We start from the raw sequence: 23,086 nt of genomic DNA, 5'->3' as shown, positions 1-23,086 counted from the left end.
TTATTTCTCAAGTTTTGCGGTGAACTGCCGTTCACTACGATATCGATCTCCGGAAGACTAAAACATGGCAAGCATACTCAGCGTCGGACAAAGCGCACTTGCAGCCGCCCAGGCAGGCCTGGCCACGACCGGCCACAACATCGCCAACGCGGCAACACCCGGTTACTCGCGCCAGATGGTGGTTCAGTCATCGGCTGGTTCGCAGAATTCCGGTGCAGGCTACATCGGCAAGGGCGCCAGCGTCACCGATGTCAAGCGCGTGTACAACGAATTGCTTGCCGGGCAGGTGCGCAGCGCGCAATCAGCGCAGGTGCAAAGCCAGACCTACTATCGCCAGATCAGCATGATCGATAACCAGCTTGCCAACTCGGCAGGCGGCGTATCGCCGGCACTGCAGGATTTTTTCAAGGGTATTCAAGACCTGGCATCGAACGTCAATGTGCCGGGTGCGCGCCAGTCTGCGCTGTCATCGGCCGAAGCGCTGGCATCGCGCTTTCAGAGCTTGGATGGACAGATTCGCGAACTCAAGCAGAGCGTGAGCGGCCAGATTGCGGCCAGCGTCGATACGATCAATGCACATGCTACGCAAATTGCAAAGCTCAATGACGCGATCGAGAAGGCAATGGGCAATAGCGACGGAAAGGCGCCTAACGACTTGCTTGACCAGCGCGATTACGCGATCAGCGAGCTAAGCAAGGAAGTCAAGGTCGATATCGTTAAGCAGGGCAACAGCTATAACGTATTCATCGGCAACGGCCAGCCGCTGGTTGTGGGCGCCAAGCCGCAGCAGCTGGCGTTGACGGCTTCGGAAACCGACCAGAGCAGACTCGGGATCGGCTATCTGTCCAGCGGGAACGGCTTGGTGCCTCTGGACGACGGCATGTTTACCGGCGGCAAACTGGGCGGCCTGTTCGAGTTCCGCGCCAGCACGCTGGACGTCGCGCAGAACTCGCTGGGGCGTGTCGCGATCGGCCTGGCAATGACCTTCAATGCACAGCACAAGCTCGGGCAGGACCAGACTGGTGCACTTGGCGGCGACTTCTTTGTCGCGGCCTCGCCGCGCCGCGATGCCAGTGTGAAGAATAATCAGACTGCGCCTGTCGGCGACATCGGCGCAAAGATTACCGATCCGAGCAAGCTGACGACCAGCGACTATAAGGTGGCCTACGACGGCGCAAATTACACCGTCACGCGTTTGTCTGACAATAATGCGCAGACATTTACCGCTGCGGCATTCGCCAATGGCGTGGAGGTCGATGGCGTCACGATGAACACGCTCAGCGCGCCGACAGCCGGCGACGAGTTTGTCATCCGCCCCACCATCGACGGCGCAAAGAATTTTGCAGTCGCCATCAAGGATATTTCCAAGATCGCAGCCGGAACTTCGGTGACTACCGCGGCGCCGGTGACCAATACCGGTTCAGGCAAGATTACGGCGGGCTCCATCAGCTCCACGGTGCTGTTGCAGCCGGCCCAGATGAGCTTTACGCACAATGGCGCGGGAGCATTGACCGCATTTCCGTCCAGCCTGCCATTCTCGGTCACCAGTGGGGGCGTCACTACTTCCTATCCGGCCGGAGCTGCCGGCCCGATTCCGTTCGCTGCGGGCGATACCTTTGCCGTCGACGGCGTGAACCTGAGTGTGCCAACCACGGCCGGCACACACACGATAGCGCGTCCGTATACGACGTTGACCTACAGTGGCGGCAACCTGACCGGATTCCCGCCAAACGTCGATGTCAAGGTGACGCGCGCCAACGGCACCGTGGTCCCGTATGCAGGCGCCACTGCGCCGGCGCTCACGACAGTCGCCTATCAGCCGGGAGACACGATCAGCTACGGCGGCGTCAGCTTCACACTGACCGGTACGCCATCCGATAACGATACGTTCACGGTGTCGCCGAACGGCAATGGGCTCGGCGATACCCGTAACGCAGTACTGCTGGGCGCGCTGCAAACCGAGAATACGCTCGGCGGCAAAACGACCACATATCAGGGCGCATACGCGCAGCTCGTCAGCATGGTGGGCAACAAGACACGCGAACTCGAAGTCACCAGCAGGGCCGATACCGCCTATCTGGAGCAGGCTGTCACCGCGCACGAAGCCGAGTCCGGCGTCAACCTGGATGAGGAAGCAACCAATCTGCTGCGCTACCAGCAGGCTTACCAGGCCGCAGCCAAAGTGATGCAGACGGCGGGTACCCTGTTCGATACCCTGCTAACCCTTGGCACCTAATCTTCAACGCAGAGACGCTCCATGAGAATCAGCACCAACTCATTGTTCAACACCGGTTCGGCACGCATGAGCGAGCTGCAAAACAGCCTGAACAAGACGCAGCTGCAAATGACGGCGGGCAAGCGCCTGCTGACGCCTTCGGACGATCCGGTCGCTTCCGCACAGATGCTGGAGCTCAAGCAATCGCAAGCGCTCAATGCCCAGTACGCCGTCAATCGCGACAGTGCGAAAGCTTCGCTCGGCATCGTCGAAAACGCCTTGCAGAGCGTCACCACGCTGCTCCACGACGTCAAGACCCTGGCCGTCAACGCCGGTAATGGCGTGCTCGACTCCACCCAGCGCAAATACATCGCAACCGAGCTGAGCGGTCGTTTCGACGAACTGCTGTCACTGGCCAATAGCCGCGACGGGGCAGGCAACTATATCTTTTCCGGATACCAGACGACGACCCAGCCGTATACCAAGACCACCAGCGGTGCAAACTATGTCGGGGATCAGGGCGCGCGCATGCTGCAGGTCGGTCCGCAGCGGCAGATTGCATTAAGCGACAACGGCAACACCGTGTTCGACAGCAACCGCAACGGAAATGGTACGTTCGTAAGTGCCGCGACAACAAGCAATTCCGGTTCCGGCGTGATCTCGCCCGGTTCGATCGTGAATACCGCGGCGCTGAAGGGACATAGCTATACCATCACTTTCACCACCGCCACGACCTTCGACGTTGTCGACAATTCCACGACACCAACGGCGACAACACTGTCGTCCGGCAATGCCTATGTCAGCGGACAGGCAATCGTATTCGATGGCATGCAGATGGATATTGCCGGTACACCCGCCAGCGGCGATTCGTTCACCGTTGAACCCAGTGAAAATCAGAGCATCTTCACGGCATTGACCGATCTGATCAATCTGCTCAATATGCCGGCGACCGACGCTACGTCAAAAGCCAACCTGACCAACGGCCTCAATACGGCGCATGCGAACATCGACAGTGCACTGGATAGCGTACTGACCGTGCGGTCGTCGGTCGGTGCCCGTCTGAAAGAACTGGATTCCCTGGATTCGCAAGGCGACGACCGCGACCTCTCGTATGCCCAAGCCCTGTCCAATCTCGAAGACCTGGACTACACCAAGGCCATTACCGACTTCAGCAAGCAGAAGATCATGCTTGAAGCGGCACAGCAGGCTTTTGTGAAGACGACCGGACTCACGCTGTTTAATTTCATTTCCTGATTAGACTCAGGACATTAGAGCAGCCGAATTTGGCTTATCTCCTTGCGCCCGATGCAGCCTGCAGCATGACGCTCAGGCCCTCATTGAACAGTTTTCCTATCGGCGTTGCCAGATAAGGCAGCATCAATGCAATCACGATAAAACCTACTCCCAGCGTGACAGGAAAGCCGATGCCGAACAGATTGAGCTGAGGCGCCGCACGCGTGAGCACACCAAGCGCGATGTTGGTGATCAGGAGCGCGGCAATGATAGGCAGCGACAGCTGTACTCCGGCGCTGAAAATCTGGCCGCCCCAGACAGCCAGCGTACGAAAACCGCCCGCGCCTGCAGGCTGCGCGGAAATGGGGATGCTGATAAAACTTTCCGCCAGCGTTGACAGCATCATCAGGTGCACGTCGGCGGCAAGAAACACCATCAAGGTGAGCAGAGCAAGAAATTGCGCAATCGCCGACGAGCGGGCACGTGTCTGCGGATCGAAAAAGGTCGCAAAACCGAAGCCCATGGTCAGTCCGCAAATCTCTCCGGCCATTTCCATCGCTGCAAAGACGATGCGCATCGCAAAACCCATGGCCAGGCCGATCACCAGCTGCTGCATGACGATCAGCAGCCCGGCCAGCGACATCGGGTCGGCGGCCGGCAGGGCAGGGACGGTCGGTGCTATCACGAGGGACAGCATGATGCCGAGTCCCAGTTTTACCCGTATGGGAATACCGAGATTGCCGAACAGCGGCGCAGTCGCGATCAATCCCAGGATACGCGTCAGCGGCCAGAGAAAGGCGGCGATCCAGGTATTGAGTTCGGCGCTGGTCAGCGTAATCACGAATGCATGCTCACGCCAGGAATATCAGCCCACCATCCCTGGAATGCTGGAAAACATTTGCCGCATGTAATCGAGCATGACTGTCAGCATCCACGGTCCGGCGATGATCATGGTGACAAAGACGCCGATCAGTTTGGGAATGAAAGACAGGGTCATTTCATTGATCTGCGTTGCCGCCTGGAAGATGCTGACCAGCAGGCCGACGGCAAGCGCAACCAGCAGCATCGGGGCCGCTACCATCAGGGTGACCTCCATGGCTTGGCGGCCGATGGTCATTACGCTTTCAGGTGTCATGGTGATTCCTTATCAATGTCGCCGGCAATGGCAAGATGCAATGCACGGTAACTAACTAAATATCAGGCACGTTCGATTGCGGGCATCGACATTCCGATATGTCGAATCCTTTTTCCCCGTCATCCTCGCGCAAGCGGGGATCCATCATCGGGTTGCGCGGTGTCTCCGCTATTTACACCACTGAAGTGCGGTTTCACTATGGATCCTCGCCTGCGCGAGGATGACGGTGTAGGGGGATGTGTAGCCATGATCTGCGTCGCCCGCGTGCAAATCCGCTGTCAAGTCATCCCGCCGGCGTCCTCAATAAAAACTTTGCGCCAGCGAACCAATCAGCAACTGCCAGCCATCCACCAGCACGAACAGCATCAGCTTGAACGGCAGCGACACAATCGCGGGCGACATCATCATCATGCCCATCGACATCAGGATACTTGCCACCACCATGTCGATGATCAGGAACGGAATAAAAATCGCAAAGCTGATCTGGAACGCCGTTTTCAATTCACTGGTAATAAAAGCCGGGATCAGTACGCGCAGCGGCACATCTTCCGGACCATTCAGCGAGGGCGTGTTCGACAGCTTGACGTACAGCGCGAGATCGGCCTGCCGCGTCTGCTTCATCATGAAGGTCTTGAGCGGTGCCGTGCCGCGCTCCAGAGCCTGCTGCATCGTGATCTTGTTCTCGGACAGCGGCTGATAGGCATCCGTATAGACCTTGTCGAACACCGGTCCCATCACGAACAGCGTCAGGAAAAGCGCGAGACCGATCAGCACCTGATTGGGTGGCGCGGTCTGCGTACCAAGCGCCTGGCGCAGCAGCGACAGCACGATGATGATGCGGGTAAAACTCGTCATCATCAGCAGGGCCGCCGGCAACATGGACAGCGCCGTCAGCAGCAATAGCGTCTGCAGGCTGAGCGAATAAGTCTGACCGCCTCCAGGGCCGGGCGTGCTGGTCACGGCCGGCATGCCGGTCTGGGCGGCGGCGAGCAACGGCAGGCCGAGCAGGGCCAGCGGAAGCAGACGGAAAAGGGTTTTTGTTGCGGTATTCACTACGGTAGGCGCCTTGCCTTGTTTATTTGGCATTGCGCTTGTCTATGGTTTGCTTGAGCCAGCTGGAAAAATTCGCCTGTTGCGGCAGCGCTTCGATCGTGGGAGCGCTCTCCTGTTTCGGCATGGTGGACAAGGCGTTGACACGTCCGGGAGCGACGCCGACAACAATCCATTGATCGGCCACTTCTACCACCAGTACACGCTCGCGATTGCCGACGTTGACGCCGCCGACCACGCGGGCCACATTGCTTCCGGCTGCGCCGGCCACGCCCATGCGCTTGAGCAGCCATGCAGCCGCGGCCATCAAGCCGAGGACAAGGGCCAATCCCAGCAACACTTGAAAGAGACTGCCCGCCGAGGCCGCTGGCGCTGCCGATTCGGCAGCCTGCGCAAAAGTGCAAACCAGCAAGGCAGCAGCGGGCAGTATGGAGCGAATCATCATTTGTTGAGCTTGCGGATGCGCTCCGACGGCGTGATGATGTCGGTCAGGCGGATACCGAACTTGTCATTCACGACCACCACCTCGCCCTGGGCGATCAGGCAGCCGTTGACCAGTACGTCCATCGGTTCGCCGGCAAGACCGTCGAGCTCCACTACCGATCCTTGCGCAAGTTGCAGCAGGTTCTTGATCGCAATCTTGGTGCGGCCAAGTTCCACTGTCAGCTGGACCGGAATGTCGAGGATGAAATCGATGTCGTTATGCGTCCCGGTCTTGATATTGCTGGTTCCGAAGTCCTGGAAGACGGATGCCTGGGCCTGCTTGGCAGCGAGTGCAGCGGCTTCCGCCTGTGCCTGTTCGGCGATCGCGGCACCCCAGTCATCGTCGGCACTCGTCTGGCCATTTTCGTCAGCCATTATCTTCTCCTTGCGTGAATTCTTGATTGCTGTAGGTAAGAAGCTTTTCCACCCTTAGCGCGTATTGGCCGTTAAATTTTCCATAACTGCATTCCATGACGGGTACGCCATCGACCTTGGCCGCCACGGTTTCCGGCACTGCGATTGGAATCACGTCGCCGACCTTCATGTTCAGGATATCGCCGAGCGTCGCCTTGGCGGTGCCGAGGTCCGCAATGATCTGCACTTCCGCGGTCTGGATCTGCTGCGTCATCAGGCGCACCCAGCGCTTGTCCATTTCCAGCGTTTCGCCCTGAAGGCTGCTGGTGAGGATGTCGCGGATGGGCTCGATCATCGAGTAAGGCGTGCAGAAATGCATTTCGCCGCTGACCGGACCGAGTTCAATGGTAAACGTGGTCGCGACCACCACTTCGTTGGGTGTCGCGATATTGGCGAACTGCGTATTCATCTCCGAGCGCACGTATTCGAACTCGACCGGATACACCGGCTCCCACGACTTGGCATAGGTTTCGAAGACGATACCCAGGATGCGCTGGATGATGCGCTGCTCGGTCTGCGTGAAATCGCGTCCTTCGACACGCGTATGAAAGCGTCCGTCGCCGCCGAACAGATTGTCGACCAGCAGAAACACCAGATTCGGATCGAAGACCATCAGCGCGGTGCCGCGCAAGGGCTTCATGTGCACCAGGTTCAGGTTGGTCGGCACCACCAGGTTGCGGATGAATTCGCTGTACTTGTGCACGCGGACCGGGCCGATCGATACTTCGGCGCTGCGATGCAGGAAGTTGAACAGGCCGATACGCAACAGGCGGGCAAAACGCTCGTTGATGATTTCCAGCGTCGGCATCCGGCCACGGACGATACGCTCTTGCGTGGCCAGATTATAGGGACGTATTCCCGAGTCGTCTTCCGGCGCGGCACTTTCGTCCTGGTCGCCGGTGACGCCCTTGAGCAGGGCATCGACTTCTTCCTGGGATAGGAAATTATCAGCCATGGTGTTACTGGATGACGAACGAGGTAAAGAATACGCCGGACACGACCTGCGGCTGGCCCTGGGGCGTAAATGGCTGCTTCACCTGCGCGATGATATCGTCCTGCAGTTTTTTCTTGCCGTCGACCGGCGACAGTTCGGATGCCTTCTTGCTTGCCAGCAGAAGCAGAATGCGGCTGCGCAGTGCTGGCATGTACATCTTGATCAAATCGACCTGGGCCTGATCGGCGACTTGCAGGGTAAACGCGACCTGAAGGTATTGTTCGCCGTTTTCCGGTTGCAGGTTGATGGTGAACGGTTCCATCGCAATGAATACCGGCGGCTTGCCCGGATCGACCTTGGGTGGCGGTGGCGCGCTGCCATCTGCATGGCTCTCTTTGGATTGTCCGAGGAAGAACCATGCGCCGCCGGCTCCGCCCAGCGTTAATACCAGTGCGCCGACGACCATCAAAATCAGTTTTTTCTTTGACTTCTTTGCGGGGGCTGCCGCGCTTTCGTCGATCGGTACGACCTTGGGGCTTGCTTTCGGGGCGGTTGCCATGTTCTTTCCTCTGTCCGGCTTGAGCCCGCATAGCGGGGCTCGTCCTGGGTATTCATGTCCGCAATTATCGCGAGAACTGTGCTGTCAGGATGCGCGGAAAAGAAGGGTGATGTCAACGCATATCAATCTTCACGCTGGCGCACATCCGTGTTGTCGCGCATCCGTCCTGTGACGTTTTTTCGTGCCGTCGCATTAAACGAAGGTATCGACCAGGCCGTTACCCGAGGAAGCGGGCAGGACCCGGCCGATTTTTGGCGCTTCGTCACTAGCTGCCGCACCTTGGTTGAAACCGCGGCGCGACTGAGAGCCATGCTGATCCTGCGCGCCCTGTTGGTTTGGCGAGCCGCTGTTGACCGTGGCTTGGCCAAGCTGTATGCCGGCTTCGCCAAGCATGTCGCGCAGCTTGGGCATGGCTGCTTCCAGTGCCTGCCGAACTTCCGGCTGGGCGGCGATAAATGTGGCATTGGCCTGCGAATTGTTGACGCTTAATACCACCTGCAGCGGACCGAGATCGGGCGGATTCAGGGTCAGAGAGGCGGACTGCTGTTCGCCGGCGACCATCCAGACCACCTTTTGTCCGAGCGCCTGGTCCCATGCCGGCGTACCGACGGCCGGCGTCAGTTTTTCGCTTGCATGAACCGCGAGTGCGGCCTGCGTCTGAATGGTTTGCATGGCGACAGGTTGGATCATTTGCATGGCTGGCGCAGCGGGTTCCGACATGGCGGCAGCTTCCGTCAGCGAGCTCTTCAGTTGTGCCATGAACTCTTTGCCTTCGGCGCCCTGAGGAACGATATTCAACAGTTCACGACCTTTTGCCGCGAAATCGGTAGCGGTGACAGATGCCTGGCTGTCCTCTGTTTTGGCCTCGGATACGAACTTGCCGGCGTCTACCGTGCCGGCAAGCGACGGCATACCGACATCGGATTTGGCAAGCGCAATATCGCCGGATGCCACATCCGGTATGGCGCCAGCCGTAGTGGACTCGGCGCGCACCAGTCCGGCGGCAACAAGCAATTGCGCCGGATCGACCGCGCTTGCGTCTTCAGGCGTAGTCTTTGCTGTATCCGCAGCCTCGGACATGTTCAACTGGCTGAGATTCGCTACCAGGGCGAGCATGTCATCCGATACCTGGGATGCCGGCTCTTCGGTTTCGTCTGCAGTTTTCGTATTGTCGCCGGATTTCACGTTCGAGCGCGTACCGGTTTTGGTGTCGCTTGGAGCTTTAGCCTCGGACGACTTGGATGGCTTGACGCCAGCCTGCTGCTTGGGTGCGGCAGGAAGGTCTTTTTCTTTTGCCGGCGCGGCATTGCCGCGATCCGCGACTTCGCGCGACAAGACCTGGCTGAAGGCTTCGTTCGCATTGTTCGCTTCTGCCTGCTTGGCGGGAGCGGATGTCGAAAAAATATTTGCCGGATTGGTAACCTGTGATGTCTGCATGTGTGGCCTACCGTTTGTAATTTGCCAGGCGGGTTGCGTACTCGTCCATCATTTTCTGATCGCGCTTGTTTTCCTTGCGCTGTTCCACCTGCTGCATGCGCGTGGCCAGGGTGTCGTAGGACATGCGCTTGCGTTCGGATGTCTGCCACGCATTGCGTTCGTCGACGATGCGACGTTTTGCAGTATCGACAATCTGTTGCTGGCCTGCGATGGCGGTATCGAGTTTTTCAAGAAAGAGCTGAAAATTCCGATAGCCCATTGCCGTGATGCCTGCGGCCATACCCGCCTTCAGGCGAGCTTCGTAATCGTCGCGGTATTGCAGCAGCAGGTTGAGTTTTTGTTCCGTGTCTTCACATGCGCGAACCGCCTTGCCCAGCCGTTTGGCTGCATCGTCGGTTTGGGACGTTGCCAGTTCGATAAGTGTGTCGAGTGCGGAGTTTGTTGCCATGGTTCAATTATAGGTCTGCGTTTTGCAAATCTATCCTTCGAATAGCGCAGCAAGTTGGCCCAAGCTCTCGGCAATGCCGGCTCGTTCACCGATGTCTTGCTGAAGAAAGGCTTCGATTCTCGGATTGAGCGCAATGGCCTGATCCAGCACCGGATCCGAGCCGGCGCTATAGGCGCCTACGCTGATCAGGTCGCGGTTGCGCAGATAACGCGAATAGAGTTGCTTGACCCGCCGCATCAGCTTCTGGTGCTGGTCGGTGGTGATGTTGTGCATCGCGCGGCTGATCGACTGTTCGACGTCGATCGCCGGATAGTGGCCGGCTTCGGCCAGGCTGCGGTTGAGCACGATATGTCCGTCCAAGATCGCACGCGCCGAATCGGCAATGGGGTCCTGCTGGTCGTCGCCTTCGGTCAGCACGGTATAGAAAGCGGTGATCGAGCCGCCGCCGGGCCTGCCGTTGCCGGCACGCTCGACCAGTGTCGGCAGTTTTGCAAACACGGAAGGCGGGTAGCCCTTGGTCGCGGGCGGCTCACCGATTGCCAGCGCAATCTCGCGTTGTGCCATCGCATAACGCGTGAGCGAATCCATGATCAGCAGCACGCTCTTGCCTTGATCGCGGAAGTATTCGGCAATCGTATGCGTGTACGCTGCACCCTGCAGGCGCATCAGCGGTGGCGTGTCGGCGGGCGCCGCCACGACGACAGAGCGCGCCAGGCCGACCGTGCCGAGAATCTGTTCGATGAATTCCTTGACCTCGCGTCCCCGTTCACCGATCAGCCCGACCACGATCACATCCGCGCTCGTATAGCGGGCCATCATGCCAAGCAGTACGCTCTTGCCGACGCCGGAGCCGGCGAACAGGCCCATGCGCTGGCCGCGACCGACGGTCAGCATGCTGTTGATCGCGCGCACGCCGGTATCGAGCACATCGGTGATCGGTGCACGCGTCAGCGGATTGGCGGCGCGTACATTGAGCGGAGCGGAATGCACGGCGTTGAGCGGGCCAAGCGAATCGAGCGGCCGGCCGGCGCCGTCGAGCACGCGGCCGAGCAGTTCGTCTCCGACCGGGAGATGACGGCCGCGATCGCTTGGGCGACGGCGCGGATGGTCCACGGTGCCGGGACGAGGCAGGCTTTGCACAACTTCGATCGGGAAGACACGCGTGCCGGGCACGACGCCTTCGACATCGCTCTGCGGCATCAGGAACAGTTTGTCGTTTTCGAATCCGACCACTTCCGCTTCGATTCTTGCGCCGCTGCTGAGCGGAACGGTACAGGCGCTGCCGACCGCCAGCTTGAGACCGACCGCTTCCATCACCAGACCGGCTACACGGGTAACGCGGCCGGAGACCAGCATGGGCTCGGGAATCGAGGCAAGTGCGCTGCAGTCGCGCAGATAGGATTGCCAGCGCTGGGTATGCGATCCGTTCATTCGAGCCAGTCGTTTTGCTTGCCGAGAGCGTCGGCAATGCGTTGCCAGCGCACCTCTTGCGTTGCATCGATCTGATTGCTGGCGGTTTCGACCCGGCAGCCGCCGCGTTCCATCTGTGTGTCTTCCGTGATGCGCCAGCCGGTGCGCTGCAAGTCGTCGCCCATGTATTCGCGCACGATCGCAGCGTCTTGAGGGTGCAGGGCCAGTAGTGCCGGCTGCTGAACGGTCGGCAGATAACGAATGGCTTCGCTGACCACCGGCAGCACCAGTTCCGGCTTGATCTTGAGCGAAGTTTTCAGCATGGCCTTGGCAAGATCGAGCGCCAGATTGAGCATGTCGACCGCGACGTTATCGGTAGCGTGCGCCAGTTCGGCACCGAAGCTGTTTGCAATCTGCTGCAGGGGTAGGAGTTCGCGCACGATCTCGGCGCGTGCGGCTTCCATCCCGGCAGCCTGACCCTGTGCAAAGCCATCCGCATAACCTTCGTCATGTCCCTGGCGTCGTGCTTCTTCGCGCTGGAGTGCGAGTTGTTCAGCGGCCTGCTGGGCCGCGAGTACATTATCCTGCTTGGTGCTGGCGCGCTCATCGCCGAAGGATGCCATTTCCCAGCGCTGGTAGGCGGATAATTGCTCTTTGGGGATGACTGTGGAACTCATGGTGCTGGCCCGGGTTGTTTTCAGCTGCAGTAGGGTAGGAGGGGACCGACGGAGTCGACTGTTTGGCCTTTTGACCCCCATACCGACCTTCCCCCTGAGAGGCGGAAGGAGGAATCGGATCGTCGCTTTTTACACAAATTACACAAATGCATCGTCGCCCTTGGCGCCGAGAATGATCTGGCCTTCGTCGGCGAGACGGCGGACGATTTGCAGGATTTCCTTTTGCTGGGCCTCGACTTCGGACAGCCGCACCGGACCTTTCGATTCCAGGTCTTCGCGCATCATTTCGGCCGCGCGCTGCGACATGTTCTTGAAGATCTTTTCGCGCAGATCCTGGCTGGCGCCCTTGAGCGCAACGATCAGCGATTCGGACTGCACTTCGCGCAGCAATACCTGGATGCCGCGATCGTCGATGTCGATGATGTTGTCGAACACGAACATCTCGTCCATGATCTTTTGCGCCATGTCGTTGTCGTAATTCTTCAGGTTGTCCATCACTGAAGTCTCGATATCGCCGGACAGGAAGTTGAGAATTTCCGCCGCCGCACGCACGCCGCCGATAGGTTTCTTTTTCAGGTTTTCATTACCGGCCATCAGCTTGGTGAGCACTTCATTCAATTCGCGCAATGCCGCCGGTTGCACGCCGTCCAGCGTGGCGATGCGCAGCACCACGTCGTTACGCAGACGCTCGGTAAAGAAGGTCAATACTTCGCAGGCGTGGTACCGCTCCAGATGCACCAGAATGGTCGCAATGATTTGCGGATGTTCGTTGCGGATGAGGTCGGCGACCGATTGTGAATCCATCCATTTCAGGCTTTCGATGCCGCTGGCATCGCGTGTGCCTAGGATGCGGTTGAGCAGGGACGAAGCCTTGTCTTCGCCCAGCGCCTTGGTGAGCACGGTACGGATGTACTCATCCGAATCGAGACCGAAGGACGTGTTCTGTTCGGTCTCGGTGCGAAAATCATCGAGCACCGCTTCGAGCTGTTCGCTGGCGACCGCCTTCATGCTCGACATGGCTGCGCCAAGCTTCTGTACTTCACGCGGGCCGAGGTATTTCATGACCTCCGCCGCTTCTTCCTCGCCCAGAGCGAGCATCAGGATTGCTCCCTTGAGAACGCCATCCTCACTCATTTGTTCCTACCCATGCCTTGACTACGTTTGCGACCATTTTCGGGTCATTTCTTGCCAGTTCCTTTGCCGCGTCCAGGTTGTCCTGATACGTGCGTGGCTTGGTTCCCATCGGTTCAGGCGCTTCATGCCCGATATGCACAACTGCGTCTTCATCTTCCTCTTCGGCCGGCGGCGGAGGCGGCGGTGCGAACTGCGCTGCGATCCGACGGATCAGCGGGCGCAGCACGCCAAAGAACAGATAGGCCAGGATGATGGCGCCGAGCAGATATTTACCCGCGCTCAGCGCCAACGGAATGGCCTCCGCACGCTTCCAGAGCGGTACTTCCGGAATGATTTCCTTTTCCTGACCCGCGAAAGGACTATTGACGACATTGAGCGAATCGCCACGGTCCTTGCTGAAGCCCATTGCTTCCTTGACGAGATCGGTGATCTGGGTTTTCTCGGCATCGGTCAGCGGTGTCATCGTGACCTTGCCGTCCTTGCCGACTTCGCGTTTGTAGTTGACCACCACCGCGACGGACAGGCGCTTCAGGCCGCCCATCGGCTGTTGAACATAGCGCACAGTCTTGTCGACCTCGTAATTGACGGTCATGTCCTTCTGCGCGTTGGCGGCGGCAGCTGTTGCTCCGTTCGGCGCGGCACCCGGCGCAGATGCGGCGGCGGTCAACGGAGCGGTGGCCGGAGCAGGGGGCTGGTTCGACAATGCGCCCGGCACACCCGATGCATTCAGGGGTGCGCCGCTCTGCGTTTCGCTGCTTTGCTGGCTGCGGATGGCCGAGGTATTCGGCGCGCCGTTCGGCTTATAGGTTTCCGCCGCCTGTTCGCTGCTGGAGAAATCGACATCCGCGGTTGCCTCGGCGCGCACATTGGCCTGGCCGACGATGGGTGTCAGGATCGATTCGATGCGCTTGACGATGCTCTGCTGCAGCTCATGCACGTACTTGAGCTGTGTCGGATCGAGGCCATTGCTGTTGGCTTTCTTGTCATTCTCGGAAAGCAGGTTGCCGTTCTGGTCGACCACGGTGACATTCTTTGTCGGCAGGTCGGGAACGCTGCTGGCAACCAGATGAACGATCGCGCTGACTTGCTGCTGGTCGAGGTTGCGACCGGGATGCAGGTTCAGCAGTACCGACGCGGTCGGCTTTTGCTGGTCGCGTACGAAGACAGAAGCCTTGGGCAAGGCGAGGTGCACGCGCGCTGCCTGCACTGCGCCGACCGCCTGTATCGAGCGCGCAAGCTCCCCTTCGAGCGCACGTTGAAAATTGACCTGTTCAAGGAATTGCGACACGCCGAGCTTCTGGTTTTCCATCAGCTCGAAGCCGACGCTGCCACCTTTGGGCAGCCCTTGGGATGCCAGCTTCAGGCGTGCGTCATGCACCTGCTCGGCCGGCACCAGGATGGCGCTGCCGCCTTCCGAAAACTTGTACGGCACGTTCATCTGCTGCAGCGAAGCGACGATCGCTCCTCCGTCGCGGTCGGAGAAATTGGAAAACAGTACGCGATAGTCGGGCGTCTGGCTCCATAGCCAGACGCCCGACATGACGGCAAGGACTGCCGCCACGCCGAGCATCAGGAAAAAATTCCGCCCTCCCGGGGTCTGCGCAAAGCCGACGATGCCGGACGCGGACGGAACAACGGCGTTTTCGCCGGTTACCGCCATGATCCGCCTCTGTGGCTGCTGCCGCTCATGAGTATCCTGTTCATGTTTTTTCATCAAGTCCGCCGCCTGAGTGAAGGCGAAAGATCCGAAGTATTTTCCTTAGTGTGGCATTTTCTTCCTGTTAATGAAATTTGATCGCTGGAACAGAGGACTGTTTTCCGCCTTTATCGAGTGAAAAAGGGTGTTTTTCGCGTGATAACTTAGCGCTGTGAAAAAGGGCGTCGTGACACGCCGCCAGCGCCAGAGGAGGATGCATGAAGACGGGAATGATTGACGCAAGCCGGATCGAAGCGATGATTTCGCAGCTCAAGGCGGCTGCCACGCGTCCGGAAAACGGCGTCAAGGGCATCCATGATGAGGTCGCCGGAGGCGAGCCGGCGGCCAAGGTCGATTTTGCCAGCGCCTTGAAGGCATCGCTGGATCAGGTGAACGGCGCGCAGAAAAGATCCGAAGACATGACCAAGCGTTTTGTCCTTGGCGATGATAGCGTCAATCTGTCCGACGTCATGATCAATTCACAGAAGGCCAGTATTGCGTTTCAGGCAACCGTCCAGGTGCGCAACAAGTTGGTGTCGGCGTATCACGACATCATGAACATGCAGGTGTAATCCGGACGGAACAGAGTAGCCGGTCTTAACCATCATCAGCCCAAGTGGAGCTTGAGTCGGTTCGCTCAGATTGGCGTCGTCCTACTGATGGCAGCGACGAGTTCCGCGGTGGTGAGGATCTCGTGGGCATAGGTCGGAGCATTAATATCCAGGGCCGCGCGCAGCGCCTCGTGGGATCGCGCTGCTGTGGCATCACGCACTAGCGTAACGTGAAAGCCCAGTTCCATGCCGATGCGGGCGGTCGCTTCCAAACAGGTGTTGGCCAGTAGTCCGATGCAGATGATCTTTTCCTTGCCGAAGCGCTTGAGTTGGTGTTCGAGGTCTGTGTTCGGAAAACCGCTTGACGCCCAGTGCTCGGTAGCGACGATGTCGCCTTGCTGGACCTGGAAGTCGTCATGGAACGAGCCGCCCCAAGTGTCCTTGGCGAAGACTTGTCCCTTGGCAGTACCCAACTGGTAGGGCGATGGATACTTCCAGGTTTCATAGTCTCCCGGCTGCGAGCGATGGTGAGGCACGTGATAGATGGCGATTCCTGCCGCACGTGCCGTCTTGACGATAGTGCGCAGATTCTCGAGCATGTTGTTCTCCTGGGCGATGTCTTTCACCCATGGGAACAGCTTGCCACCCTCACTGAGAAAATCGTTGTATAGGTCAATGCACAGCAGAGCCGTGAGCTTGGGGTCGTACGTGGTGGTCATTCATTTCTCCTTGGGGACGGTTTGCGTCCTTCTTGTTTGATACCATTTTAAATAGCCTGCTATACGGGTCTCGCGTTCCATCTGCGATTCCAAAGTGTCGTTTCCCGACATCATCAGCTTCTTTTTCACCCCGCCAAATGCGTGCTTGCAATGTTGTCACTAACATCGTAGACAAAATTTCTGTAAGTCATTTCGCCCCCTCGGCGTTTTCAATCGCCTGGAGTCGGCACGCTACGCCTTTGAACTGTGGTACCCCCTGTTCGAGGTCCATGTGATCGGGATCATCCGGGCAGATTTGTGCGTCGGCAAATTCCCACGCGCCGGAGAGGCTACCATCGCCTTCGGCACGCTCAGGCTGCCACCATCCGTGGGGTACCCTGACCACTCCGGTAGGCATCTCGGGCCGCACCTCCACTCGCGCCTTGACCTTGCCCAGTGCAGTGACGACCTCGGCCCATTCGCCATGCTCGACGCCCGCGACCTCCGCATCGGACGGCGAAACGAAGAAACGTGGCTCTGCATTGCGCTTGCGCAGTTTGCCGATGTGCCGGTGCCCAGTCTGAAAATATTCATCTTCACGTACACCGATAAACATCGTGAGCGGAAACCTTTCGTCGCGTGGCGGGCCGTCGCGCCAATATGGCAACGGATCGAATCCCAATGATTCCAGGACACTCGACCGCAATTCGACTTTTCCCGAAGGGGTTGCAAATCCCGTACGCTCATATTTCTTGAACTCGGGTTTGGGAAAGTGATAGACATGTTTTTCCGCAAATTCTTCGTAAGTCATTCCCAAGCGTTTTAGTCGATAGTCCAAAAGCTCTTCCGTTGTCGACCAAGGAAAATGTTCGCCCAACCCCATGCGATGGGCTAGGCCAAACCAGATATCGAGTACTCCACGGCATTCGCCAGGTGGCTCCACTACCTTCTGCGACGGCCGCACGATAGAAAGCCAGCCTTGGCTGTCATTCAACGCGTTGCGCTCGAGCCAGCTGTCACCCGGCAATATATAGTCGGCCAGTTGTGCCGTTGGCGTGCGAAATTGTTCAAATACGACGATCAAGTCCTGGTTCATCATTGCGTCGTAGGTCTGTCGCATGTTGGCATAGCTCATCAACACGTTGTTGCCTAATGCAAAGAACGCTTTCACTGGATACGGCATACCGTCGCGCATCGCCCGGAATACTGCCGAAGGGTGAGCCATGTAGTTGCCGCCGATAAGGTTGGTCCATTCGCGCCCCCACACTCGTTTGGTGGCCTGTCGCAGCGGTTCCATACCTCTGTGGGTGAAAACAGGATATTGGTCGGCACCGAGTTGCAAAGCGCGCTTAGCCTCCGGAAGCTCTTCATGGAGTTCCAACTCTGATTCACAGATGATGTCCGGGTGAAGTCCATGGAAGACTTCCCCACCAGGCACGTCTAGATATCCACAGATTGCCCGGAGTGCGCTGTGCAGCCGGATGGCTGACGTCGAATTGCGTTGTTGATCGGTTATGGGCGTCCAGGGGATCACCGCAGGGCCACTGGTGGCATACATACGCGCCGCCTGTGCAATCAACTCAGCAGGCACACCAGTAAGTTGAGCAACTCGCTCCAATGGAAATTCGTCTACCCGTCGTTTGAAATCGTCAAAGCCGACGGTCCAACGCGCGACGAAGTCTTTATCGTAGAGCTCCTCGTCCAGAATCACTTTGATCCATCCGAAGCACATGGCGGCATCGGACCCGGGTTTGAGCGGCAGCCACAAGTCGGCACGTTGAGCACTCTCGCTTTTGCGCGGATCGACGACAATCAATTTTGCCCCGCGATCCTGAGCGCGTCGGATCGCGTTGTAAATTGACGTCCAGGAATGCGGCTTTGGATCGTGGCCGAACAACACGATGCACTGAGTCTGGTTGTAATCTGGATACGGATACCATCCATAGACCATGCGATTGACAGCCGACGTGTTGCCCATGCACAGCGAAACACCGCTGATCCAATTTGGCGACCCGAGCAGATTCATGAAGCGCCGGGTCATGCCATGATCTGTCTGCAGATTCGACGACGAGGCAGAAACGGCAAAGGCTTCCGGACCGTACTTATCGATGACTTTTGACAGGCGCGAAGCGATGTCGTCTAGCGCCTCGTCCCAGCTTACCTGTTGCCACTGACCGGATCCGCGTTCGCCAATGCGTCTCAGTGGATAAAGCACCCGATTCGGGTGGCTGAATCCCTGCGGGGCATGTACACCTTTAATGCAAATATTTGCGCGCCATTGTTTGTTATCGGAAGCCTTGACATGTACATCGCCAACTTGACCAGATGCTGGAACTTCGGCACGCACCTGGCAGAATACGTCGCAGCTGGTGCACAAAGTACGCTTAAATTCGGTCATGGTGATTCTTCTCCGGAGTGATTGAGAGCTCTTGCTGCCTCCGAGCGCTTGGTGCGCACGGCCTTTCGATGCTTGTCGGTGAATTGATCGCGCTCTTCGCGCATGCCTGGAGTCATGGTGATTCTGCTCGAATAGGCGTCCACCGGTTCTTTACAGGCCTTGCAGATGAAACCGAGCTCTAGTCTGTGGCCGCAAGCTTTGTGGTGCAGGATCAGTGGGGGATCTTCGTCTTTCCAGGGACCGCTCCATTTGTCGCCCCATTCTTTCAATGCCACCAACGCGGGCCACAGTTCAATGCCCTTGACGGTTGGCCGGTATTCGTAGCGCACCGGTGACTCCTGATAGGAGACCCGATTAAGTATCCCGGCTTCAACAAGCGAATTCAGGCGTAAGGTCAATGAGCGCGGTGACATTCCGGTTTGCATCTGAAGGCCATCAAATCTCGTGTTCGATAGAAATATCTCCTTCAAGATTACGAAAGACCAACCATCGGTTAAGGCGGCCCCAGCTCTCGCAATTGAGCAATATCTATCAGCCAAGTCGCTTCTTTTCATGTCATTCCATTTTGCATCATGATTTTCTTCATTAACTATAAAAAGTATAGTCACTGCTGTCAAGTAGTGCCGCCTGTCGCTGCTGGGCCATTCCCAACGCTGTTCGGCTATGGCCCCGATCGACCGCAAAATGCTGCCCGCGCTATCCATCCTCATAAATGATGGAAGCGATTCCACAATATGATGCAATGAAGCATCTAATTCATGTGTAAATAGATGATAGATGAGCAGGCCCGAGGGATGCGTGCTGCGGCAAAACCAGAAAAGGGGTTCTTCAGACATTTCTGTGGACGCTGGCGAAGCCGAACAAGTAGTAGGTCGTGATGACCGCTTGACTGTGCGAAGGATCGAACAGCCCCACGCCCAGCGTATCTCCGACAAAGCCGAAAGCATCAAGTAGATTCCTATCGCGCACATCGCGGTCGCGACTGTCACAAACAGCCCAAACTCGGCGAAATCCATGCTCGGTTCTCGAGGATGGGTCGCTTGTTTTCCTGCTTTTCGTATTCCGTGATGCAACGCCTGGCATAGTGCTGTGGATTCAAGTTCAGCCGTGAAGATGCGTACCAGCGTACCGCGGGCGTCGCTCAATCCACCGGCGGGATCAGAATCCAGATGGGAGGCATGATGAGTCGGGTAGCGATTGGGTCGTACAACATCAACATGCTTGGTCTCACCTGCGCCGCTACTACGGGCGTGGGGCTGCGTTCGGTGGCGGATGCTATACTGCGCGCATGAATGGTCCAGTAAAGATTAGCGACGTCGCGAAGCTCGCCGGAGTGTCGGCGAGCAGTGTTTCGCGTGCCCTGAACCCCGACCGCTACGCGAGCGAAGAACTGCGCGCTCGCGTCGCCGAGGCGGTTGCCAAGCTGGGCTATGAACCCAACGCATTCGCCCAGAGCTTGCGTGTCCAGTCCAGCCGGACCATCGGATGCATGGTCTCGGACGTGGCGAACCCGCTGTACGCCGAGATCATCGTCGCAGCAGAGGCTCGCCTGCAGGAGGCGGGCTACCTGATGGTCGTCGCCAACTCCCAAAGCGGCTCGCGTGAACTTGACTTGCTGAACATGTTTCGCCGTCGCCGCATGGACGGCTTGCTGGTCACGCTGGACGACGACACGCGCGAGGATGTGCTCGCGGTGCTGAAGGATTCCGGCGTGCCGCTGGTGCTGCTCGATCGCGACGTCAATCTCTCGTGCGACCGCGTCAGCGTCGATCATCGGCAGGGTGCGTATGCGGTAGTGTCGTACCTGCTCAGTCTGGGCCATCGCAGCATCCTGCTCGAGACGCCGTCGCATAGGGTGCGGCCGGGACGCGAACGCATCGCCGGCGCCGAGGCCGCCGTACACGATGCCGGATTGCCGCCGTCCGTGCTGAAGGTCAGCGACCATGTCGACCTGTCCCAGCCGCACGTGTTCAGCGACGTGTTGCAGGAGCTGGCGAGGCCGTCGCGCCCGACTGCGATCGTCACGCTCGGCACGGCAATGCTCGCGGGCACGTTGTCGGCGATTGAGGCAAACCACTTGCGCATTCCGGAAGACATATCGGTCGTCAGCATTGGCGACACGATACTGGCCCAATTCGCTGCGCCAGGGATCACGGCTCTTCGCTGGAACCTGAAGCAGTTCGGCCGCACGGCCGCCGAACTGCTGATCGAGCGCATCGAAGGACGTGCCGGCACCTATCGCACCATCACATTCCCGACCGAGTTGGTGTTGCGCCGCTCGTGCGTTCCGCCTGCCGCGAAGCCGTCGAAGGGCGCGCGCCCGGCGGTGCAGACGGCCGCCGCCAAGTAATCGACGCGCCGCCGCAGGCGCGACCATCGGATAACGATTCCCTTTTCTCGCCTTGTTGTGGCCCGCTCCCCTCGGGCTCGTCCGGCTATTCACCTGTGTCTTCTGGATATTCCCCGTGGATACTATTGTGGAATCGATTTCAGCATGTTAGAGTTCCTTCACATATCGAAGCGCATTCTTGTGCAGGTTCACAAATAAATCAAATAAGGAGATGTTCGCATGACACAACGACTTAAGGACAAGATCGCGATCGTAGTTGGTGCCGGCTCTATCGGTAGCGACGTCAGCAACGGTGCTTCCTGTGCCGTAACTTTCGCTCGCGAAGGAGCCACTGTGCTTTGCGCGGATCGTTCGACTGATGCGGCGCGGGAAACTGTGCGCCGTGTAAAAGAGGTCGGTGGCGCAGCTGAAGCATTTCAAGCCGAAGTTCAAAGTGCGAAGCAGATCAAGGCAATGGTGGATCACTGCCTGCAAAGGTTCGGCCGGGTGGATGTGCTTCACTACAATGTGGGTATTGAGGAGTTTGGCGAGCTCATTGATGTTACTGAGGAATCCTGGGACAGGGTGCACGCCATCAACCTCAAGGGCGCAATGCTGGCCAGTCGCGAGGTGGTCCCGCATATGATTCGGCAGGGCGGTGGCTCTATCATCAACATCTCCTCGATTGCCAGCCACAGGTGGAGCCCGATGCAGTTCCTGTCATACAGCACCTCGAAGGCGGCGCTGAATCACATGACGCGAGTCGTCGCGCGCCAGTATGCCAAGCACCAGGTGCGCTGCAACGTGATCGTGCCCGGGTTGGTCGATACACCCCATGCCGCAGCACTTTTCAAAAACGAGGAAGAAGCACGCAAGGGCCGCGAGATGCGCAATGCGGCCTGCCCCATGGGGCGCCAGGCGACGGCATGGGATATCGCCAATGCCGCGCTCTTCCTTGCTTCCGACGAATCCAGATACGTGTCGGGAATCGAGCTCGTCGTCGACGGCGCCCTGTCGCTCTGATCGTCGATTCGGGGCGCTACCGATGTTTTGCAGATCATCATTGCACGTTCGTGCATGAAGGAGCCGGTAAAGATTGGCGACGTCGCGAAGCTCGCCGGAGTGTCGTCGAGCAGTGTTTCGCGTGCCCTGAACCCTGACCGCTACGCGAGCGAAGAACTGCGCGCTCGCGTCGCCGAGGCGGTGGCCAAGCTGGGCTATGAACCCAACGCATTCGCCCAGAGCTTGCGTGTCCAATCCAGCCGGACCATCGGATGCATGGTCTCGGACGTGGCGAACCCGCTGTACGCCGAGATCATCGGCGCAGCAGAGGCCCGCCTGCAGGAGGCGGGCTACCTGATGGTCGTCGCCAACTCCCAAAGCGGCTCGCGTGAACTTGACTTGTTGAACATGTTTCGCCGCCGCCGCATGGACGGCCTGCTGGTCACGCTGGACGACGACACGCGCGAGGATGTGCTCGCGGTGCTGAAGGATTCCGGCGTGCCGCTGGTGCTGCTCGATCGCGACATTAACCTCTCGTGCGACCGTGTCGGTGTCGATCACCGCCAGGGTGCGTATGCGGTAGTGTCGTACCTGCTCAGTCTGGGCCATCGCAGCATCCTGCTCGAGACGCCGTCGCATAGGGTGCGGCCGGGACGCGAACGCATCGCCGGCGCCGAGGCGGCCGTACGCGATGCCGGATTGCCGCCGTCCGTGCTGAAGGTCAGCGACCATGTCGACCTGTCCCAGCCGCACGTGTTCAGCGACGTGCTGCAGGAGCTGGCGAGGCCGTCGCGCCCGACTGCGATCGTCACGCTCGGCACGGCGATGCTCGCGGGCACGTTGTCGGCGATTGAGGCAAACCGCTTGCGCATTCCGGAAGACATATCGGTCGTCAGCATTGGCGACACGACACTGGCCCAATTCGCTGCGCCAGGGATCACGGCACTTCGCTGGGATCTGAAGCAGCTCGGCCGCACGGCCGCCGAGCTGCTGATCGAGCGCATCGAAGGCCGTGCCGGCACCTATCGCACCGTCACATTCCCGACCGAGTTGGTGTTGCGCCGCTCGTGCGTGCCGCCGGCCGAGCTGCAGATGGGCGCGAAGTAACCCATCTGCCGCCGTCGTCGGCGGGACAATATGGTAACGATTCCCGTTTCCTGCTCTCGCCAGCGGCTCCGTCTCCCGTGTGAACAGCTTAAATCTCTATGTGTGAACCGATATGGCCAAAAATTTTTTCCAACCTATTGTGGAATCGATTCCATAATGCTAGAGTGTGTTCACAA

General features: G+C 58.6%; 22 protein-coding genes. 6 read left to right on the top strand and 16 right to left on the bottom strand.

From position 1 onward, the window contains the following. Nucleotides 1-64 precede the first annotated feature (64 nt). Both flgK and flgL read left to right on the top strand, forming a co-directional pair. The gene (gene flgK / locus D3871_RS09210) at nt 65-2,236 is read left to right on the top strand and encodes a flagellar hook-associated protein FlgK (RefSeq protein WP_119768616.1); all 2,172 of its coding nucleotides are present in this window, start codon (nt 65-67) and stop codon (nt 2,234-2,236) included. A gap of 21 nt (nt 2,237-2,257) precedes the next feature. Beyond that, complete coding sequence (gene flgL / locus D3871_RS09205) at nt 2,258-3,469, top strand: flagellar hook-associated protein FlgL (protein ID WP_119768615.1); 1,212 nt, start codon at nt 2,258-2,260, stop codon at nt 3,467-3,469. Between the two features lie 34 nt (nt 3,470-3,503). Here flgL and fliR read toward each other — a convergent pair whose 3' ends face one another. The 13 genes from fliR to fliF all read right to left on the bottom strand — a co-directional run bounded on the left by fliR (nt 3,504) and on the right by fliF (nt 14,843). Beyond that, nucleotides 3,504-4,289, bottom strand: coding sequence for a flagellar biosynthetic protein FliR (fliR, locus tag D3871_RS09200; RefSeq protein WP_119768614.1), 786 nt, complete (start codon nt 4,287-4,289; stop codon nt 3,504-3,506). A gap of 24 nt (nt 4,290-4,313) precedes the next feature. After that, nucleotides 4,314-4,583, bottom strand: a complete 270-nt coding sequence (gene fliQ / locus D3871_RS09195) for a flagellar biosynthesis protein FliQ (RefSeq protein ID WP_119768613.1) — start codon at nt 4,581-4,583, stop codon at nt 4,314-4,316. Nucleotides 4,584-4,883: 300 nt separating this feature from the next. Beyond that, nucleotides 4,884-5,669: a flagellar type III secretion system pore protein FliP gene (gene fliP, locus D3871_RS09190; RefSeq protein WP_119768612.1), complete on the bottom strand. Its 786-nt coding sequence runs from the start codon at nt 5,667-5,669 to the stop codon at nt 4,884-4,886. After that, nucleotides 5,659-6,078 (bottom strand): flagellar biosynthetic protein FliO, encoded by a 420-nt coding sequence (gene fliO / locus D3871_RS09185; protein WP_119768611.1) that lies wholly within the window; start codon nt 6,076-6,078, stop codon nt 5,659-5,661. The genes fliP and fliO overlap by 11 nt, the downstream gene beginning before the upstream one ends. Then, entirely contained in the window at nt 6,075-6,491 is a 417-nt protein-coding gene (fliN, locus tag D3871_RS09180) for a flagellar motor switch protein FliN (RefSeq protein ID WP_119768610.1), read from the bottom strand. The genes fliO and fliN overlap by 4 nt, the downstream gene beginning before the upstream one ends. After that, a complete protein-coding gene (gene fliM, locus D3871_RS09175) occupies nt 6,484-7,485 on the bottom strand; it encodes a flagellar motor switch protein FliM (RefSeq protein ID WP_119768609.1) in 1,002 nt (333 codons plus the stop codon). The genes fliN and fliM overlap by 8 nt, the downstream gene beginning before the upstream one ends. 4 nt (nt 7,486-7,489) lie before the next feature. Beyond that, a complete protein-coding gene (gene fliL / locus D3871_RS09170; protein ID WP_119768608.1) occupies nt 7,490-8,023 on the bottom strand; it encodes a flagellar basal body-associated protein FliL in 534 nt (177 codons plus the stop codon). 192 nt (nt 8,024-8,215) lie between these two features. After that, entirely contained in the window at nt 8,216-9,460 is a 1,245-nt protein-coding gene (locus D3871_RS09165; protein WP_119768607.1) for a flagellar hook-length control protein FliK, read from the bottom strand. Nucleotides 9,461-9,467: 7 nt separating this feature from the next. Next, on the bottom strand, nt 9,468-9,908 hold the full coding sequence (gene fliJ / locus D3871_RS09160) for a flagellar export protein FliJ (protein WP_119768606.1): 441 nt from the start codon (nt 9,906-9,908) through the stop codon (nt 9,468-9,470). Between the two features lie 30 nt (nt 9,909-9,938). After that, nucleotides 9,939-11,339, bottom strand: a complete 1,401-nt coding sequence (gene fliI / locus D3871_RS09155; protein WP_119768605.1) for a flagellar protein export ATPase FliI — start codon at nt 11,337-11,339, stop codon at nt 9,939-9,941. After that, nucleotides 11,336-11,995 carry a flagellar assembly protein FliH gene (locus tag D3871_RS09150; RefSeq protein ID WP_119768604.1) on the bottom strand — a complete coding sequence of 220 codons (660 nt, stop codon included), beginning with the start codon at nt 11,993-11,995 and terminating at the stop codon, nt 11,336-11,338. The genes fliI and D3871_RS09150 overlap by 4 nt, the downstream gene beginning before the upstream one ends. A gap of 138 nt (nt 11,996-12,133) precedes the next feature. Continuing rightward, nucleotides 12,134-13,129, bottom strand: coding sequence for a flagellar motor switch protein FliG (gene fliG / locus D3871_RS09145; protein WP_119768603.1), 996 nt, complete (start codon nt 13,127-13,129; stop codon nt 12,134-12,136). Then, nucleotides 13,122-14,843 (bottom strand): flagellar basal-body MS-ring/collar protein FliF, encoded by a 1,722-nt coding sequence (gene fliF / locus D3871_RS09140; RefSeq protein WP_420799633.1) that lies wholly within the window; start codon nt 14,841-14,843, stop codon nt 13,122-13,124. Before fliF ends, fliG begins: the two co-directional genes overlap by 8 nt. A 200-nt stretch (nt 14,844-15,043) precedes the next feature. Here fliF and fliE point away from each other — a divergent pair, with 200 nt between their 5' ends. Then, a complete protein-coding gene (gene fliE / locus D3871_RS09135) occupies nt 15,044-15,397 on the top strand; it encodes a flagellar hook-basal body complex protein FliE (protein WP_119768602.1) in 354 nt (117 codons plus the stop codon). Between the two features lie 65 nt (nt 15,398-15,462). On the opposite strand, the gene D3871_RS09130 is transcribed toward fliE, so the two are convergent. The 3 genes from D3871_RS09130 to D3871_RS09120 all read right to left on the bottom strand — a co-directional run bounded on the left by D3871_RS09130 (nt 15,463) and on the right by D3871_RS09120 (nt 19,488). Then, nucleotides 15,463-16,095 (bottom strand): cysteine hydrolase family protein, encoded by a 633-nt coding sequence (locus tag D3871_RS09130; RefSeq protein WP_119768601.1) that lies wholly within the window; start codon nt 16,093-16,095, stop codon nt 15,463-15,465. A 187-nt stretch (nt 16,096-16,282) separates the two neighbouring features. After that, nucleotides 16,283-18,472 carry a molybdopterin-containing oxidoreductase family protein gene (locus D3871_RS09125; RefSeq protein WP_119768600.1) on the bottom strand — a complete coding sequence of 730 codons (2,190 nt, stop codon included), beginning with the start codon at nt 18,470-18,472 and terminating at the stop codon, nt 16,283-16,285. After that, entirely contained in the window at nt 18,469-19,488 is a 1,020-nt protein-coding gene (locus D3871_RS09120) for a winged helix-turn-helix transcriptional regulator (RefSeq protein ID WP_119768599.1), read from the bottom strand. Before D3871_RS09120 ends, D3871_RS09125 begins: the two co-directional genes overlap by 4 nt. A 272-nt stretch (nt 19,489-19,760) precedes the next feature. Here D3871_RS09120 and D3871_RS09115 point away from each other — a divergent pair, with 272 nt between their 5' ends. The 3 genes from D3871_RS09115 to D3871_RS09105 all read left to right on the top strand — a co-directional run bounded on the left by D3871_RS09115 (nt 19,761) and on the right by D3871_RS09105 (nt 22,910). Then, nucleotides 19,761-20,822, top strand: a complete 1,062-nt coding sequence (locus D3871_RS09115; protein WP_119768598.1) for a LacI family DNA-binding transcriptional regulator — start codon at nt 19,761-19,763, stop codon at nt 20,820-20,822. Between the two features lie 219 nt (nt 20,823-21,041). Then, nucleotides 21,042-21,824: an SDR family NAD(P)-dependent oxidoreductase gene (locus tag D3871_RS09110; protein ID WP_119768597.1), complete on the top strand. Its 783-nt coding sequence runs from the start codon at nt 21,042-21,044 to the stop codon at nt 21,822-21,824. A gap of 27 nt (nt 21,825-21,851) precedes the next feature. Further along, nucleotides 21,852-22,910 (top strand): LacI family DNA-binding transcriptional regulator, encoded by a 1,059-nt coding sequence (locus D3871_RS09105; RefSeq protein WP_147376766.1) that lies wholly within the window; start codon nt 21,852-21,854, stop codon nt 22,908-22,910. Nucleotides 22,911-23,086 lie beyond the last annotated feature (176 nt).

It is taken from the genome of Noviherbaspirillum saxi, assembly GCF_003591035.1.
In the GTDB taxonomy this organism is placed as follows: domain Bacteria; phylum Pseudomonadota; class Gammaproteobacteria; order Burkholderiales; family Burkholderiaceae_D; genus Noviherbaspirillum; species Noviherbaspirillum saxi.
Note: the sequence above shows the minus strand (reverse complement) of the source record. Positions and strands in the feature narration are given on the sequence as shown.

Bases quoted from the DNA above. Each gene is read 5' to 3' on its own strand.
- fliO (WP_119768611.1), bottom strand. From the start codon at position 6,078: ATGATGATTCGCTCCATACTGCCCGCTGCTGCCTTGCTGGTTTGCACT.
- fliQ (WP_119768613.1), bottom strand. From the start codon at position 4,583: ATGACACCTGAAAGCGTAATGACCATCGGCCGCCAAGCCATGGAGGTC.
- flgL (WP_119768615.1), top strand. From the start codon at position 2,258: ATGAGAATCAGCACCAACTCATTGTTCAACACCGGTTCGGCACGCATG.
- fliM (WP_119768609.1), bottom strand. From the start codon at position 7,485: ATGGCTGATAATTTCCTATCCCAGGAAGAAGTCGATGCCCTGCTCAAG.
- D3871_RS09110 (WP_119768597.1), top strand. From the start codon at position 21,042: ATGACACAACGACTTAAGGACAAGATCGCGATCGTAGTTGGTGCCGGC.
- fliP (WP_119768612.1), bottom strand. From the start codon at position 5,669: ATGCCAAATAAACAAGGCAAGGCGCCTACCGTAGTGAATACCGCAACA.
- fliL (WP_119768608.1), bottom strand. From the start codon at position 8,023: ATGGCAACCGCCCCGAAAGCAAGCCCCAAGGTCGTACCGATCGACGAA.
- D3871_RS09165 (WP_119768607.1), bottom strand. From the start codon at position 9,460: ATGCAGACATCACAGGTTACCAATCCGGCAAATATTTTTTCGACATCC.
- D3871_RS09130 (WP_119768601.1), bottom strand. From the start codon at position 16,095: ATGACCACCACGTACGACCCCAAGCTCACGGCTCTGCTGTGCATTGAC.
- fliG (WP_119768603.1), bottom strand. From the start codon at position 13,129: ATGAGTGAGGATGGCGTTCTCAAGGGAGCAATCCTGATGCTCGCTCTG.
- D3871_RS09150 (WP_119768604.1), bottom strand. From the start codon at position 11,995: ATGAGTTCCACAGTCATCCCCAAAGAGCAATTATCCGCCTACCAGCGC.
- D3871_RS09120 (WP_119768599.1), bottom strand. From the start codon at position 19,488: ATGGATTTCGCCGAGTTTGGGCTGTTTGTGACAGTCGCGACCGCGATG.
- flgK (WP_119768616.1), top strand. From the start codon at position 65: ATGGCAAGCATACTCAGCGTCGGACAAAGCGCACTTGCAGCCGCCCAG.
- fliN (WP_119768610.1), bottom strand. From the start codon at position 6,491: ATGGCTGACGAAAATGGCCAGACGAGTGCCGACGATGACTGGGGTGCC.
- fliJ (WP_119768606.1), bottom strand. From the start codon at position 9,908: ATGGCAACAAACTCCGCACTCGACACACTTATCGAACTGGCAACGTCC.
- fliE (WP_119768602.1), top strand. From the start codon at position 15,044: ATGAAGACGGGAATGATTGACGCAAGCCGGATCGAAGCGATGATTTCG.
- D3871_RS09115 (WP_119768598.1), top strand. From the start codon at position 19,761: ATGAATGGTCCAGTAAAGATTAGCGACGTCGCGAAGCTCGCCGGAGTG.
- fliF (WP_420799633.1), bottom strand. From the start codon at position 14,843: ATGAAAAAACATGAACAGGATACTCATGAGCGGCAGCAGCCACAGAGG.
- D3871_RS09125 (WP_119768600.1), bottom strand. From the start codon at position 18,472: ATGACCGAATTTAAGCGTACTTTGTGCACCAGCTGCGACGTATTCTGC.
- fliI (WP_119768605.1), bottom strand. From the start codon at position 11,339: ATGAACGGATCGCATACCCAGCGCTGGCAATCCTATCTGCGCGACTGC.